The following is a 16,040-nucleotide window of genomic DNA, read 5'->3' as shown; positions in this document are numbered from 1 at the left end:
CACATTATCCACAGGTAGATCCCAGCTCATTCACAGCGTACAATGGCGGCTTATTATTGTGAAAGAGAACCATCATGACGAAAATAACCCTTATAAGTGGTAGCACAATGGGTAGTGCTGAGTATGTAGCAGAGCATATGGCTGAAATTTTAGAAGAACTCGACTTTGAGACTGAAATTCAACATGGTCCTGCACTTGATGATCTACCACTTGAAGGCTTATGGCTGGTGGTGTGTTCTACACATGGTGCAGGGGATCTTCCTGAAAATATCCAACCACTAGCAGATGAAATAAATACGTTATCCCCTGATCTCAGTAATGTCAGTTTTGGATCCGTTGGTATTGGCAGCTCAGAATATGACACTTTCTGTGGTGCGATCCATTCCCTTAATGCCTTATTAACCAATAAAGGTGCTAAAAGGATCGGCGACTGTTTAGAAATTGATGTGCAAAAACACGAAATTCCTGAAGATCCCGCAGGTGAATGGGTTAAAAAATGGGCAAACGAACTCTAAGTTGCTCAAAAAAGAAACGGTTGAATGTGGATAACTTAGGGGAAACAGTGGTATTAACCCGTAGTTATCCATAGTATAACTTTTAGGTCGACCAGAGCCTGTGTATAAGTCCCTTTTTTGATCCCAGCTTATACGTAAAGAGATCACGGATCATTCACAGTATATGATCCTTTACACTGTAATGATCTTTATAGTGAAAAATCACTTATCCACAGAAACCTTCGATCCTAATAATAGATCTAATAAAGAGATCTTAAAGAAAAAAGATCTTAATACTATAAGGCTGATGCTTACAGGGGTTGGTCTATTCTTAAAACTTGAGTAGAATTCATTTCTCAAATGCACAGTTAGCATTTTCTAACGTTAAGGCTCACACATGTTTTATCCAGAACAATTTGACGTCATCGTAATTGGTGGTGGTCATGCCGGTACTGAAGCAGCAATGGCAGCTGCACGTATGGGGCGTCAAACCCTATTGCTGACTCACAATATTGATACATTGGGTCAGATGTCTTGCAACCCAGCCATCGGTGGGATCGGTAAGGGACATCTGGTAAGGGAAATTGATGCTCTCGGTGGATTAATGGCTACAGCCACTGATAAGGCCGGTATCCAATTTAGAACTCTTAATGCAAGCAAAGGTCCTGCTGTTCGAGCTACTCGTGCACAAGCAGACCGTGTCTTGTATCGACAAGCTGTGAGAACTGCATTAGAAAATCAACCTAATCTAATGATATTTCAACAACCTGTAGAAGATTTAATTGTTGAAAATAATATCGTAACGGGTGCTGTAACCCGTATGGGACTTAAGTTTAAAGCTAAATCTGTGGTACTAACTGTAGGAACTTTTCTAGATGGAAAAATTCATATTGGTTTAGAAAATTATAGTGGTGGTAGAGCAGGTGATCCTCCTTCAATTTCACTTTCACAACGTTTGAGAGAACTGCCTTTTCGCGTTAATCGCTTAAAAACAGGAACACCACCAAGAATTGATGCAAGAACTATCGATTTTAGTCAACTAGCGCAACAATTAGGTGACGACCCAATGCCTGTATTTTCATTTTTAGGTAGACAAGATCAACATCCACAACAGATGCCTTGCTATATCACCTATACCAATGAAAAAACACATGAAGTGATCAGAAATAATTTAGATCGTAGCCCAATGTATGCAGGGATCATCGAAGGGATCGGACCTCGTTATTGTCCTTCGATCGAAGATAAAGTCATGCGTTTTGCTGACAAAAATTCACATCAGATCTTTTTAGAACCAGAAGGCTTAACAAGCAACGAAATTTATCCAAATGGTATCTCCACCAGCTTACCGTTTGATGTACAAATGCAAATTGTTCATTCAATGAAAGGAATGGAAAACGCAAGGATCATTCGTCCTGGTTATGCGATTGAATATGATTTCTTTGACCCAAGGGATCTTAAACAAACACTAGAAAGTAAATTTATTGAAGGCCTTTTCTTTGCTGGTCAAATTAATGGCACAACTGGATATGAAGAAGCTGGTGCTCAAGGCTTACTTGCTGGACTAAATGCTGCTCAATATGCCAATGGATTAGAAGGTTGGTTCCCACGCCGTGACCAAGCTTATATGGGCGTTCTAGTTGATGACCTCTGTACCTTAGGAACAAAAGAACCCTACCGTATGTTTACTTCTCGCGCTGAATACCGGTTGATGCTGCGAGAGGATAATGCAGATTTACGTTTAACCGAAAAAGGTCGCGAATTAGGTCTAGTTGATGACGTTCGTTGGGAACACTTCAACCGAAAAGTTGAACTGATTGAAAAAGAACGTCAACGCTTAAAAGATATCTGGGTTCACCCTAAATCTGAAGGTCATGATGAAGTTAATCAAATTTTAGCAGCTCCGCTGTCTAAAGAAGCGAGCGGTGAAGATTTATTACGTCGTCCAGAAATAAGTTATCGATTACTAACATCATTAAATCTTTTTGCCCCAGGGATCGAAGATCCACAAGCTGCGGATCAAGTTGAAGTTCAAGTTAAGTATGAAGGTTATATCTCTCGTCAAAAAGAAGAGATCGAACGACAACTACGTAATGAAACCGCTTTATTGCCTATCGATCTTGATTACAAACAAGTTAAAGGTTTATCGAACGAAGTTATGGCTAAATTGAATGATCATAAACCAACATCAATTGGCCAAGCTTCCCGTATTTCAGGAATTACCCCAGCGGCAATTTCAATCTTACTCGTTTGGTTAAAAAAACAAGGCATACTGCGTCGGAGTGCATAAAATGGATTTACTATCAAAACTGACTCAGTTGTTAGCCAAAGCGGATATCAGCTTAACAGATAAACAAAAACAACAATTAGTAGGGTATGTCGAGTTATTGGTTAAATGGAATAAAGCCTATAACTTGACGTCAGTTCGAGATCCTCAACAAATGCTTATTCGTCATATTATGGATAGCATAGTGGTGAACGGTCATCTAACAGGCTCCACGTTTATTGATGTAGGAACAGGCCCTGGTCTACCTGGCGTTCCTTTAGCAATAGTTCGACCAGATTCCCATTTCGTGCTGTTAGACAGCTTAGGAAAGCGTATACGCTTCTTAAAACAAGTTCAGCATGAGTTAGGTCTCAATAATATTGAACCTGTTCAATCGCGTGTTGAAGAGTATCAATTTAAAGATGGATTTGATGGTGTAATCAGTCGTGCATTTGCTTCTTTGAATGATATGTTAAGTTGGTGTCATCATCTGCCTTCTCCTGAAGGGCAATTTTATGCCTTAAAAGGCGTGATACGTGATGAAGAAATTACTGAGCTTCCTGAAGGTTTTGTAGTGCAATCAATTATCGAACTTGAAATTCCTGAACTTGATGAACAGCGCCATTTAGTTAAGTTATCTATAAAATAAAGTTGCTTGTTATCAAATAAATTTATCTTTTTGAGCCATAGCCGTGCATTTACAATGTTACGGCTATTTCATTTTAGTTTGAATATATATTATTCGTATTTTACGTAAAATTTACATGCTAATAACGAAAAAATGGCATAAATAATGATTTGAAAGGAAAAAGTCATCCTAACGGGATATTTTAAGTTAATCGTTTTAGCACTACAGATAGTTAATAATTAAATATTTGATTTATTGCATCATTATTTTGATTAAAAATTGTATCAGTTAATTATTTGATTTACCGATCAAAACCTTATTTATCCGGCTAGGGATGCGATGGAATAAATAAAGTCATTAATATTTAGTGTGATGTAAATCACATAAAAGATTTTTTAGTTGTCAGATTGTTAATCAATTATTAATTATTACAGTGACAATTCTGCGCTATCTCGAAAAAATTAAATATTTATTCACCTTTTCGCTACTTACTGATTGAATTCATTTCGCCTGCCCGTATAATTTGCTCGTTTTTGTCTCTTGACACATTTAAGCAAAGGCAGTTTTATACAACACTTAGCGTTTCTGAGCTGAGAAGAGCTGGGAGAACATCAAAAGTTATGTCTGTATCCCTTTACGACAACACCAATGCTGTAAAACAGTTGTCTGTTCAGTTAATAACTTTTGTTATCCTCAGTGGGGCTTTCTGTGCAAATAGTATAGAATGGGGAGCCTCTGCTCTTGCGGGTGGGTTAGCATGCTGGTTACCTAATATTGTATTCATGCTGCTATCACGTATCCAAAAAGCAAAAGAAGAGGATGAACCTGTCCGCATTGCCTGGTTCTTTGCGTTAGGAGCAGGGCTAAAGGTTGTTACAACTATAATTGTCTTAGTTGTTGCTTTTGGTGTGTTTAAAGCGTCACTGACACCACTGGGTTTGACCTATTTAGCGGTGCTAATTGTTCAGATTGTTGCACCAGCCGTTTTTAAACGGTAAGTATTTTTAAACTACAAAAGGGTAAGAGGCATCATGTCTGCATCAGGAGAAGTGATGACTACAAATGAGTACATAAGTCACCATCTGAATAACCTTCAGTTAGACTTACGTACCTTTGAGTTGGTCAATCCCCAAGCTAGTCCAACATTTTGGACGTTGAACATTGACTCGCTTTTTTTCTCGGTAGTTCTCGGGGCTCTGTTCCTGTGGCTATTTAGAAGAGTTGCCGTTAATGCGACTAGTGGCGTACCCGGTAAGTTACAGACTGCAATAGAACTGATCATTGGTTTCGTTGATAACTCAGTCCGTGATATGTATCACGGTAAGAGCAAAGTTATTGCCCCGTTGGCATTAACCGTGTTCATCTGGGTATTTTTAATGAACCTCATGGATTTACTACCAATCGATTTCCTTCCATATATTGGTGAGCATTATTTAGGGCTACCTGCTCTGCGTGCAGTTCCGACAGCAGATGTGAGTGTGACTTTATCTATGGCGATCGGCGTGTTTATCCTAATAATCTTTTATAGCATTAAGATGAAAGGAATTGGTGGATTTACGAAAGAGTTGACTCTTCAACCTTTTAATCATCCTATCTTTATTCCGGTAAACTTAATTCTTGAAGGAGTAAGCCTGCTATCAAAACCTGTATCACTCGGTCTACGACTGTTTGGTAACATGTATGCAGGTGAATTGATCTTTATTCTTATCGCGGCATTACTACCGTGGTGGTCACAGTGGTTGCTAAGCCTGCCTTGGGCTATCTTCCACATATTGATTATTACGCTACAAGCCTTTATTTTTATGGTTCTGACTGTTGTCTATCTCTCGATGGCATCTGAAGAGCACTAATTTTTCTATCAATAATTGAATTAACTGAAACAAACTGGAGACTGTCATGGAAAACCTGAATATGGATCTGCTGTACATGGCTGCCGCTATAATGATGGGTTTAGCGGCGATCGGTGCTGCGATCGGTATCGGCATCCTAGGTGGTAAATTTTTAGAAGGCGCTGCTCGTCAGCCAGATTTAATACCTCTACTGCGTACACAGTTTTTTATCGTAATGGGTCTAGTAGATGCTATTCCGATGATTGCTGTTGGTCTGGGCTTGTATGTAATGTTCGCTGTTGCCTAATTAGCATTACGGAACACATTAAGAACATTAACTCACTAATAAATAAGAGGTATTGTCTGTGAATCTGAATGCAACAATCCTCGGCCAGGCTATCGCGTTTGTCCTGTTTGTTTTGTTCTGTATGAAGTATGTATGGCCACCGATTATGGCGGCCATAGAAAAACGTCAAAAAGAAATTGCTGACGGTTTATCTTCCGCAGAACGTGCTAAAAAGAACCTGGAACTAGCGCAAACCGACGCAACCGACCGACTGAAGAAAGCAAAAGCAGAAGCACAAGTGATCATCGAACAAGCGAATAAACAACGCAGTATGATGATTGAAGAAGCAAAAGCAGAAGCTGAAACAGAACGTGCAAAAATCGTAGCACAAGCGCAAGCGGAAATTGATGCTGAGCGTAAACGTGCACGTGAAGAGTTACGTAAACAGGTTGCGATGCTTGCTATCGCAGGTGCCGAGAAGATCATAGAACGTTCCGTGGATGAAGCTGCTAACAGCGACATCGTTGATAAACTAGTCGCTGAACTGTAGGAGGGAGGGGCATGTCTGAAATTGCTACTGTAGCTCGCCCCTACGCCAAAGCAGCTTTTGACTTTGCTGTAGATAATCAATCCGTTGATAAATGGCAGAATATGCTGAGCTTCACCTCTTTGGTGTCGCAAAATGAACAGGTTGGTGAGCTACTTTCTGGTTCTATTGCACCAGAAACATTAGCCAAAACGTTTATCTCTGTTTGCGGAGATGAAATTGACGAGCATGTTCAAAATCTGATTCGTATCATGGCTGAAAACGGGCGTTTAACCACGCTTCCAGAAGTTCTCGTACAATTTATTCAATTGCGCGATTCGCTGGAGTCAACGATTGAAGTTGATGTGATTTCTGCTACCGAACTGAATGAACAGCAGTCAGCTAAAATTTCTGCAGCGATGGAAAAACGTCTGTCACGCAAAGTTAAGCTGAATTGCAAAATTGACAAGTCTGTTATTGCTGGAGTGATCATTCGTGCTGGAGACCTCGTCATAGACGGAAGTGTCCGCGGTCGCTTAGAGCGTTTAACTGACGTCTTGCAGTCTTAAGGGGACTGGAGCATATGCAACTGAATTCCACCGAAATCAGCGAACTGATCAAACAGCGTATTGCTCAGTTTGATGTTGTGAGTGAAGCTCACAATGAAGGTACGATTGTGTCCGTTAATGACGGTATCATTCGTATTCACGGTTTAGCCGAAGTCATGCAGGGTGAGATGATCGCACTGCCTGGCAGCCGTTATGCAATTGCATTGAACTTAGAGCGTGACTCTGTTGGTGCGGTTGTAATGGGTCCTTATGCCGATTTGGCTGAAGGCATGAAAGTAAAATGTACTGGTCGTATTCTTGAAGTTCCAGTAGGCCGTGGTCTACTTGGACGTATCGTGAATACACTGGGCCAACCAATTGATGGTAAAGGCCCTGTTGAGCATGATGGCTTCTCCCCAATTGAAGTTATCGCTCCAGGTGTTATCGAACGTCAATCGGTTGATCAACCTGTACAAACTGGTTATAAATCAGTTGATGCAATGATCCCAATCGGCCGTGGCCAGCGTGAGCTTGTCATCGGTGACCGCCAGACAGGTAAAACTGCGCTAGCGATCGATGCGATTATTAATCAACGTGATTCTGGCATCAAATGTGTTTACGTTGCTATCGGTCAGAAAGCTTCAACAATTTCTAACGTAGTACGTAAACTCGAAGAACACGGCGCTCTGGAAAATACCATTGTTGTTGTTGCAACGGCATCTGAATCAGCTGCACTGCAATACCTGTCCGCATACTCCGGTTGCGCAATGGGTGAATATTTCCGTGACCGTGGTGAAGATGCACTGATTGTTTATGATGACCTGTCTAAACAGGCTGTTGCATACCGTCAGATTTCACTGCTACTGCGTCGTCCACCAGGACGTGAAGCTTACCCAGGTGATGTTTTCTATTTGCATTCACGTTTACTTGAGCGTGCTGCTCGTGTTAATGCTGAATACGTTGAAAACTTTACTAAAGGTGAAGTTAAAGGCAAAACAGGTTCATTGACGGCTCTGCCTATCATTGAAACCCAAGGCGGTGACGTTTCTGCATTCGTACCGACTAACGTAATTTCGATTACAGATGGTCAGATCTTCCTGGAATCTAACCTGTTTAACTCTGGTATTCGTCCAGCGGTTAACCCAGGTATTTCCGTATCTCGTGTTGGTGGTGCTGCTCAGACTAAAATTATCAAGAAATTGTCTGGTGGTATCCGTACTGCACTTGCTCAATATCGTGAACTGGCGGCGTTTGCTCAGTTTGCTTCCGACCTCGATGACGCAACTCGTAAACAGTTGAGCCATGGTCAGAAAGTAACTGAACTGCTGAAACAGAAACAATATGCACCAATGTCAGTAGCAGAACAGTCTCTGTCTCTGTTTGCTGCGGAACGTGGATATTTGGATGATGTTGAGTTAGCGAAAATTGGTGCATTTGAAGCTGCATTAGTTTCTTTTGCACTGCGCGAGCATGCTGACCTTATGAACGAAATCGGCCAGGCGGGTAACTATAACGATGATATCGAAGGCAAGTTGAAAAAACTGCTCGAGTCATTTAAAGCAACTCAGTCCTGGTAATACTATTCGGCCCGTGAATTTTTATGGGCCGTCTGGTTAATAAGGAGAAGCAGTAATGGCCGGCGCAAAAGAGATACGTTCCAAGATTGCTAGCGTGCAAAACACGCAAAAAATCACTAAAGCGATGGAAATGGTTGCTGCGTCTAAAATGCGTAAATCGCAGGAACGCATGGCGGCTAGCCGTCCTTATGCGGAGACTATGCGCAGTGTGATTGGTCACCTAGCTTTAGGTAATCTGGAATATAAACATCCATATCTCGAAGAGCGTGAAGTTAAACGCGTTGGGTATTTGGTTGTTTCAACAGACCGTGGTCTGTGCGGTGGTTTGAATATTAACTTGTTCAAAAAACTGTTAACAGACATGAAGCTATGGTCTGAGAAAAATGTTCAGGTTGATTTGGCTTTAATCGGTTCTAAAGCAGTTTCATTCTTTGGGTCTGTTGGCGGTAATGTCGTTACACAGGTTACAGGAATGGGGGATAACCCTACGCTTTCAGATTTGATTGGTCCAGTTAACTCTATGCTACAAGCCTATGATGAAGGGCGTTTAGATAAACTGTATGTGGTGACTAATAAGTTCATCAATACAATGTCTCAGGAGCCAACTATTCTTCAAGTATTGCCATTGCCTCCAAGCAATGATGAAACTTTGAAGAAGAAGTCTTGGGATTATATATATGAACCCGATCCTAAGGCGTTGCTGGATACCCTGCTACGTCGTTATATCGAGTCTCAGGTTTATCAGGGCGTCGTTGAAAACCTGGCTAGTGAGCAGGCCGCACGAATGGTAGCGATGAAAGCCGCTACTGATAATGGTGGAAACCTGATCAAAGAGTTGCAGTTGGTTTACAACAAAGCTCGTCAGGCCAGCATTACTCAGGAGCTTACCGAAATTGTTTCGGGTGCTTCCGCGGTTTAACAGCTAGGTTTACGAATTACGTAGAGGATTCAAGATGGCTACTGGAAAGATTATCCAGGTAATCGGCGCCGTTGTGGACGTCGAGTTCCCTCAAGATAACGTACCGAAAGTGTACGATGCTCTTGAGGTAATGAACGGTAAAGATAAACTGGTGCTGGAAGTTCAGCAACAGCTAGGCGGTGGTGTTGTTCGTTGTATCGCAATGGGTACATCAGATGGCCTAAGCCGTGGTTTAGAAGTTCTAAACCTAGAACACCCAATTGAAGTACCAGTAGGTAAAGCAACTCTAGGACGTATCATGAACGTTCTGGGTGACCCTATTGATATGAAAGGTGATATCGGCGAAGAAGAACGCTGGTCAATTCACCGTGCAGCACCAAGCTATGAAGAATTAGCTAACTCAACAGAATTGCTTGAAACCGGTATCAAAGTAATGGACTTAATTTGTCCATTCGCGAAAGGTGGTAAAGTAGGTCTGTTTGGTGGTGCGGGTGTTGGTAAAACAGTAAATATGATGGAACTTATCCGTAACATCGCGATTGAACACTCAGGTTACTCAGTGTTTGCCGGTGTTGGTGAGCGTACTCGTGAAGGGAACGACTTCTATCATGAAATGAATGACTCTAACGTTCTGGATAAAGTATCACTGGTTTATGGCCAGATGAACGAGCCACCAGGAAACCGTCTGCGCGTAGCGTTAACGGGTCTGACTATGGCTGAAAAATTCCGTGACGAAGGTCGTGACGTACTGCTGTTCGTTGACAACATTTATCGTTATACACTAGCAGGTACTGAAGTATCAGCACTGTTAGGTCGTATGCCATCAGCGGTAGGTTACCAACCAACGCTGGCGGAAGAGATGGGTGTTTTACAAGAACGTATTACTTCAACTCAAACAGGTTCAATCACTTCCGTACAAGCGGTTTACGTTCCTGCGGATGACTTGACTGACCCATCACCAGCAACAACATTTGCTCACTTAGACGCAACTGTCGTTCTGAGCCGTCAAATCGCATCTTTGGGTATTTACCCTGCGGTTGACCCTCTGGACTCAACAAGTCGTCAACTTGACCCATTAGTTGTTGGTCAAGAGCATTATGATGTCGCTCGTGGCGTTCAGTCTATCCTGCAACGTTACCAAGAATTGAAAGACATTATTGCAATCTTGGGTATGGATGAATTGTCTGAAGAAGACAAACTGGTTGTTGCTCGTGCTCGTAAGATCCAGCGCTTCCTGTCTCAGCCATTCTTCGTTGCTGAAGTCTTTACGGGTTCACCTGGTAAGTTCGTTTCCCTGAAAGACACTATTCGTGGCTTCAGTGGCATTCTGAACGGTGATTACGACCATTTGCCAGAGCAGGCGTTCTATATGGTTGGTACCATTGACGAAGCAGTGGAAAAAGCCAAAAAGCTTTAATCCGACTGACAGGAGGTTGATATGGTATCTGCAATGACATACTACCTGAATGTGGTTAGTGCCGAAAAACGTTTGTTTGAAGGCCTAGTACAGAAAATTCAGGTAACAGGTAGTGAAGGTGAGCTAGGGATTTATCCACAGCATACCCCGCTGCTGACTGCCATAAAACCGGGCATGGTACGTATTACTAAGCAGTTTGGTGAAGAAGAGCTAATTTACCTCTCAGGCGGTATTTTAGAAGTACAGCCAACAGGTGTTATCGTACTTGCTGATACAGCTATCCGTGGTAAAGACTTAGATGAAGCTCGCGCAGTGGAATCTAAACGCAAAGCGGAAGAACATATTCGCAAAGCACACGGTGATGTTGATTATGCTCAGGCATCGGCAGAACTTGCAAAAGCAATAGCCAAACTTCGAGTAATCGAATTGACTAAAAAGCTTATGTAATTATAGCTATACCTAAAATAATTTGAGCTACAGTCAATATGGTTGTAGCTTGAAAAACAAAGGGTATATAGTGAGAAGCCAGTTGGTTTATGCTAACTGGCTTTTTTATTTATGCGAAATATGTAGTAATTTAGACAGGAAATAGGTTTACTTTCACCCCAAAGTTGGAGTTTCAGGAAAATATGACTGTGCAAAGAAAAAGTGTCGTGATTTTAGCTGCCGGTAAAGGCACACGGATGTATTCAGAGCTGCCTAAGGTTTTGCATTTACTTGCAGGTAAACCAATGGTTCAGCATGTTATTGATACAGCAAAATCTATCGGTGCATCAGATATCCATCTGGTATACGGGCATGGCGGTGATTTACTGAAAAATAAATTGGGTGACCAAAATTTAAATTGGGTTTTACAAGCTGAGCAGCTTGGAACGGGTCATGCAATGCAGCAAGCTGCGCCTAACTTTCAAGACGATGAAGATATCATTATGTTATATGGTGATGTGCCTTTGATTGCGCAGGACACCTTACAGCGTCTTATTGAAGTGAAACCTGAAGGCGGTATTGGTTTACTGACTGTTATTTTAGATAACCCAACAGGTTATGGCCGTATCATTCGTGAAAATAATGAAGTCATTGGTATTATAGAGCAAAAAGATGCCACTGAAGCGCAACGTAAAATCCAAGAAATTAATACAGGAATTATGGTTGCAAGCGGTAAAGACTTCAAACGTTGGTTGGCTCAACTGAATAATGATAATGCGCAAGGCGAATATTATATTACTGATATTATTGCACTTGCTCATAAAGAAGGAAATAAGGTTGCGACTGTTCATCCAAGCCGTCTTAGTGAAATGGAAGGCGTGAATAATAGACTGCAACTTGCTGCTCTTGAACGTATTTACCAAAAAGAGCAAGCCGAAAAATTATTATTAGCGGGCGTGATGTTAATTGATCCTGACCGTTTTGATATTCGCGGAACTTTAACGCATGGGCGCGATATTGTTATTGATACCAATGTGATTATTGAAGGTCATGTGACTCTTGGTAATAACGTCCAAATTCAATCAGGCTGTATTTTAAAAGACTGTGTGATAGGCGATAACTCAATAATTAGTCCTTATTCAGTTATAGAAAATTCTGAATTATCTGCTGATTGTACAGTTGGACCTTTTGCTCGTTTACGTCCAGGTGCTAAATTGGCAGCTAAAGCGCATGTAGGCAATTTTGTTGAAATAAAAAATGCCTCACTGGGACTTGGTTCCAAAGCCGGTCACTTATCTTATTTAGGTGATGCTCAAATTGGCGATAATGTGAATATTGGTGCCGGAACAATTACTTGTAACTATGATGGTGCGAATAAATATAAGACTGTGATTGGTAATGATGTTTTTGTTGGTTCAGATACTCAATTAATCGCCCCTGTTTCGATTGCTAACGGTGCAACCATTGGTGCTGGAACCACGGTAACTCGAGATGTAAATGAAGACGAATTAGTCGTGAGTCGTGTTAAACAAATACATATTAAAAACTGGCAACGACCAGTAAAAAAAAATAAATAAATTTTAAGGGGAAATAATGTATTTCCCCTATTTTAAAATGCAGTACTAGAAAATATTTAAAATAGTTACACATAAAATAGCTACCTAAGGTAGCAATATAAAAATAGTTAGATAAAAAATACCCCATTTTCTACAAGGCTGGGGAACAGTGAAAACTGTAAAATAATCAGGTTGCGACAAAATATTATTTAGGAATTAATCAATTATGTGTGGAATTGTAGGTGCAGTCGCACAACGTGATATCGCAGAAATTCTATTAGAAGGTCTTCGTCGCCTTGAATATCGTGGTTATGACTCAGCCGGTATGGCGGTTGTTGACCATGAAGGTCATCTTCAACGCTTACGTGAAGTCGGTAAAGTTAAAATGCTGGCGGATGAAGTTGAAAAGAACCCAGTATCTGGTGGAATGGGTATAGCACATACGCGTTGGGCTACTCATGGTGCGCCAAGTGAGCGAAATGCTCACCCGCATACATCTGGTTATATTGCTGTTGTTCACAACGGTATCATTGAAAATTATTTAGAGCTTAAAGAGCATCTAAAGCAACTCGGCTATGTATTTAGTTCTGAGACAGACACCGAAGTTATTGCTCATCTTGTTCATCACGAGCAAGAAAAAGGCGGTTCATTACTCGAAGTTGTTCAGCGTGTTATCCCGCAATTACGAGGCGCGTATGGCACAGTGGTTATGGATAGCCGTATTCCAGAATTATTAGTTGCAGCTCGTTCTGGTAGCCCGTTAGTTATTGGGCTGGGTGTGGGCGAAAATTTCTTAGCATCAGATCAACTAGCGCTTTTACCTGTTACTCGTCGTTTTATCTACCTTGAAGAAGGGGATATTGCTGAAGTGACACGCCGTTCTGTACGTATTTTTGATAACCAAGGTGCTGCGGTTGAACGTGAACAAATCGAATCTAGCGTTCAATATGATGCAGGTGATAAAGGTATTTATCGCCACTATATGCAAAAAGAGATTTATGAGCAGCCAATGGCGATTAAAAACACCTTAGAAGGGCGTTTTAGTCAAGATAATGGCATTAATCTTAGCGAGCTAGGACCTAAAGCGAGCGAAATTCTTTCTAATGTAGAGCATATTCAAATCGTTGCTTGTGGTACATCTTTCAATGCAGGGATGGTCGCACGTTATTGGTTTGAGTCTCTAGCGGGAATTCCTTGTGATGTCGAAATAGCCTCTGAATATCGTTATCGTAAACCTGCTTTTCGTAAAGGTAGTTTGATGATAACACTGTCTCAGTCAGGCGAAACTGCGGATACGCTCGCAGCTTTGCGTCTGTCTAAAGAGTTGGGTTATTTAACGTCTTTAGCCATCTGTAACGTCGCTGGCTCTTCATTAGTCCGTGAATCTGAATTTGCCTTGATGACAAAAGCGGGCGCTGAAATCGGTGTTGCATCAACTAAAGCCTTTACCACTCAGCTGACAGTATTGTTGATGTTAGTGGCATATATGGGCCGTTTAAAAGGTGCTAATCCTGAATTAGAGCAAAATATTTCGAACGCGCTACATGCTTTACCTGCGCGTATTGAAAGTATGTTGTCTCAAGATAAAGTGATTGAAGCGCTGGCGGAAGATTTCTCTGATAAAAGTCATGCACTATTCTTAGGTCGTGGTGAACAGTTCCCTATCGCGGTTGAAGGGGCTTTGAAATTAAAAGAGATTTCCTACATTCATGCGGAAGCATACGCCGCTGGTGAGCTAAAACATGGTCCATTAGCACTGATTGATGCTGATATGCCTGTTATTATTATCGCGCCGAATAATGAATTGTTAGAGAAATTGAAATCAAACATTGAAGAAGTGCGCGCTCGTGGCGGCTTACTTTATGTGTTCGCTGATCAAGACGCAGGTTTCGAGGCAAGTGAAAATATGAAAATTATTTCACTGCCACATGTTGAAGAGCTGATCGCGCCTATTTTCTATACTGTTCCACTGCAATTACTGTCATATCACGTGGCTTTAATTAAAGGTACAGATGTCGACCAACCTCGTAATTTGGCGAAGTCTGTAACTGTAGAGTAATGGATTATGTGGCATACAAGGTATGCCACATAAATTAAAATGGGTATAGCTGTAAAAAGTAATACCCATGCAACTCATTGAATATACAATTTTATTGAAAGATAAGTTAAAACATTATACTAAAACACTCCCAACATTAAAGAGACTAGCCATAGTCGGCGTATTAGACCTAATTTAAATTTTTTGGGTTCATTACGATATAGTTAACTATCAAATTGGCTTTTATTGGGCCATTCTCAATGCTTAAAATTCCACAAAATTTATTAACTTCAAAATATGCTTGCTTAATAAGCATATTCCCTCTGGTTTAATTAACTTCAATCTATATTTTTACTATTTTATTGAATAGGTAAGGGATTAAAATCAACTTAATTTTTTCGTAAGAAAGTATAGGGATTTAAATTCGTTACATTTACCAATAATAGGAGTTGTAATGAGCTTTTTTTATTTAGTTCTTACTGTTTTCATTGATAAGGTTACTTAATAAAGGAGTATAAATTTATAGTATTAAATAAATAAAAAACAAGTTTTATATTCCATTTTAACCCTAATGTTAATGGGAATGAATGCAGTGCTACTTTTGATGTTAAAATTTAATTTTTTCAGTATTAAATACTATTTTTCTATTATTGTTAATAATATTATCCTGGGAGATTAATGTTGCGTAGGTTTGTTTTTTTTGGGTTAAAATGATTAATCTTCATTAAAAAAAACTTTAAATAGAATTTAATTTTTAATTATATTAATTTATTGGTTTTTTGTGTTTAATTTAAATGATTACAAGTAATATTCTCATAATTGAAAATAAAAGATTATTCTCAATTTTAAAAAATTATTAATTATGGCTGATTTTAATTATTTATAGATAGTTCTGATTAATGGTAATGGTATATACCCACTTATTTTAAGCGTAAGTAATAACTATTTTATTGCTTAATTTTATATTGTAGAAGGAATTTAAAAATGAAACTTCGTCTGCTTGCATTAGCAACTTTGGCTTCAATGAGCATCTCGGGTTACTCTTTTGCTGAGGCGCCTCCGGGTTCACAGGGAAGCGGTGAAATCGTGTTTAAAGGCTCCGTTATTAAAGCGCCTTGCGGTCTAGCTCCGGGTGAAAATGGTGATAACCAACATATTGATTTGGGACAAATTTCTGATGCTCAATTGAGAGCTGTAGGTTATGGTGAGCCAAAAGCCTTCCAAATTAAACTTATCGGTTGTGTTTTTGATCCAGCATCTGCCGAAGTTAAAGCAAATGTACGCTTTGATGGCATGTCTGTTGGTGGCGCTAATGGATTTCTTGGTGTAACTGGAGATGCTAAAGGTTTAGCCCTGCGTTTGTTAGATTCAGCTAATAAAGATGTTAAAATTGGTACAAAATCAAATGATTACAGCTTACGCTCAGGTGATAATTCACTCTTGTTCTCTGTTCAACCAGTTAAGTTAGATGGCGAAAACGTTGTTGCAGGTTCTTATAGTGCATTGACTAGTTTCTCTTTGACCTACTTATAA

The 16,040-nt window shown here is 40.3% G+C and carries 15 protein-coding genes; all 15 read left to right on the top strand.

What is annotated here, in order from left to right:
• The first annotated feature begins 74 nt into the window (after positions 1 to 74).
• The 15 genes from mioC (at position 75) to ACTH6U_RS08210 (ending at position 16,040) form a co-directional block, all read left to right on the top strand.
• A complete protein-coding gene (gene mioC, locus ACTH6U_RS08280) occupies positions 75 to 515 on the top strand; it encodes an FMN-binding protein MioC (protein ID WP_294102562.1) in 441 nt (146 codons plus the stop codon).
• Positions 516 to 891: 376 nt separating this feature from the next.
• Positions 892 to 2,781, top strand: a complete 1,890-nt coding sequence (mnmG, locus tag ACTH6U_RS08275; protein ID WP_294102561.1) for a tRNA uridine-5-carboxymethylaminomethyl(34) synthesis enzyme MnmG — start codon at positions 892 to 894, stop codon at positions 2,779 to 2,781.
• Between the two features lies 1 nt (position 2,782).
• On the top strand, positions 2,783 to 3,406 hold the full coding sequence (gene rsmG, locus ACTH6U_RS08270; protein WP_441831991.1) for a 16S rRNA (guanine(527)-N(7))-methyltransferase RsmG: 624 nt from the start codon (positions 2,783 to 2,785) through the stop codon (positions 3,404 to 3,406).
• A 599-nt stretch (positions 3,407 to 4,005) separates the two neighbouring features.
• A complete protein-coding gene (atpI, locus tag ACTH6U_RS08265; protein ID WP_294102559.1) occupies positions 4,006 to 4,383 on the top strand; it encodes a F0F1 ATP synthase subunit I in 378 nt (125 codons plus the stop codon).
• Positions 4,384 to 4,416: 33 nt separating this feature from the next.
• The gene (gene atpB, locus ACTH6U_RS08260; protein ID WP_294102558.1) at positions 4,417 to 5,235 is read left to right on the top strand and encodes a F0F1 ATP synthase subunit A; all 819 of its coding nucleotides are present in this window, start codon (positions 4,417 to 4,419) and stop codon (positions 5,233 to 5,235) included.
• A 46-nt stretch (positions 5,236 to 5,281) separates the two neighbouring features.
• A complete protein-coding gene (gene atpE / locus ACTH6U_RS08255; protein WP_004393045.1) occupies positions 5,282 to 5,521 on the top strand; it encodes a F0F1 ATP synthase subunit C in 240 nt (79 codons plus the stop codon).
• Positions 5,522 to 5,579: 58 nt separating this feature from the next.
• Entirely contained in the window at positions 5,580 to 6,050 is a 471-nt protein-coding gene (gene atpF / locus ACTH6U_RS08250; protein WP_294102575.1) for a F0F1 ATP synthase subunit B, read from the top strand.
• A gap of 11 nt (positions 6,051 to 6,061) precedes the next feature.
• Positions 6,062 to 6,595 (top strand): F0F1 ATP synthase subunit delta, encoded by a 534-nt coding sequence (gene atpH / locus ACTH6U_RS08245; protein WP_294101678.1) that lies wholly within the window; start codon positions 6,062 to 6,064, stop codon positions 6,593 to 6,595.
• Between the two features lie 14 nt (positions 6,596 to 6,609).
• Positions 6,610 to 8,151: a F0F1 ATP synthase subunit alpha gene (atpA, locus tag ACTH6U_RS08240; RefSeq protein WP_294101675.1), complete on the top strand. Its 1,542-nt coding sequence runs from the start codon at positions 6,610 to 6,612 to the stop codon at positions 8,149 to 8,151.
• Between the two features lie 55 nt (positions 8,152 to 8,206).
• Positions 8,207 to 9,070, top strand: coding sequence for a F0F1 ATP synthase subunit gamma (gene atpG / locus ACTH6U_RS08235; protein ID WP_294101672.1), 864 nt, complete (start codon positions 8,207 to 8,209; stop codon positions 9,068 to 9,070).
• 34 nt (positions 9,071 to 9,104) lie between these two features.
• Positions 9,105 to 10,487 carry a F0F1 ATP synthase subunit beta gene (atpD, locus tag ACTH6U_RS08230; protein WP_294101669.1) on the top strand — a complete coding sequence of 461 codons (1,383 nt, stop codon included), beginning with the start codon at positions 9,105 to 9,107 and terminating at the stop codon, positions 10,485 to 10,487.
• 21 nt (positions 10,488 to 10,508) lie between these two features.
• On the top strand, positions 10,509 to 10,934 hold the full coding sequence (locus tag ACTH6U_RS08225; RefSeq protein WP_294101666.1) for a F0F1 ATP synthase subunit epsilon: 426 nt from the start codon (positions 10,509 to 10,511) through the stop codon (positions 10,932 to 10,934).
• A 182-nt stretch (positions 10,935 to 11,116) separates the two neighbouring features.
• Entirely contained in the window at positions 11,117 to 12,490 is a 1,374-nt protein-coding gene (gene glmU / locus ACTH6U_RS08220) for a bifunctional UDP-N-acetylglucosamine diphosphorylase/glucosamine-1-phosphate N-acetyltransferase GlmU (protein WP_434720536.1), read from the top strand.
• A 205-nt stretch (positions 12,491 to 12,695) separates the two neighbouring features.
• Positions 12,696 to 14,528, top strand: coding sequence for a glutamine--fructose-6-phosphate transaminase (isomerizing) (glmS, locus tag ACTH6U_RS08215; protein WP_294101660.1), 1,833 nt, complete (start codon positions 12,696 to 12,698; stop codon positions 14,526 to 14,528).
• Positions 14,529 to 15,491: 963 nt separating this feature from the next.
• A complete protein-coding gene (locus tag ACTH6U_RS08210; protein WP_441831990.1) occupies positions 15,492 to 16,040 on the top strand; it encodes a fimbrial protein in 549 nt (182 codons plus the stop codon).

This window comes from Providencia sp., assembly GCF_052096715.1.
In the GTDB taxonomy this organism is placed as follows: domain Bacteria; phylum Pseudomonadota; class Gammaproteobacteria; order Enterobacterales; family Enterobacteriaceae; genus Providencia.
Note: the sequence above shows the minus strand (reverse complement) of the source record. Positions and strands in the feature narration are given on the sequence as shown.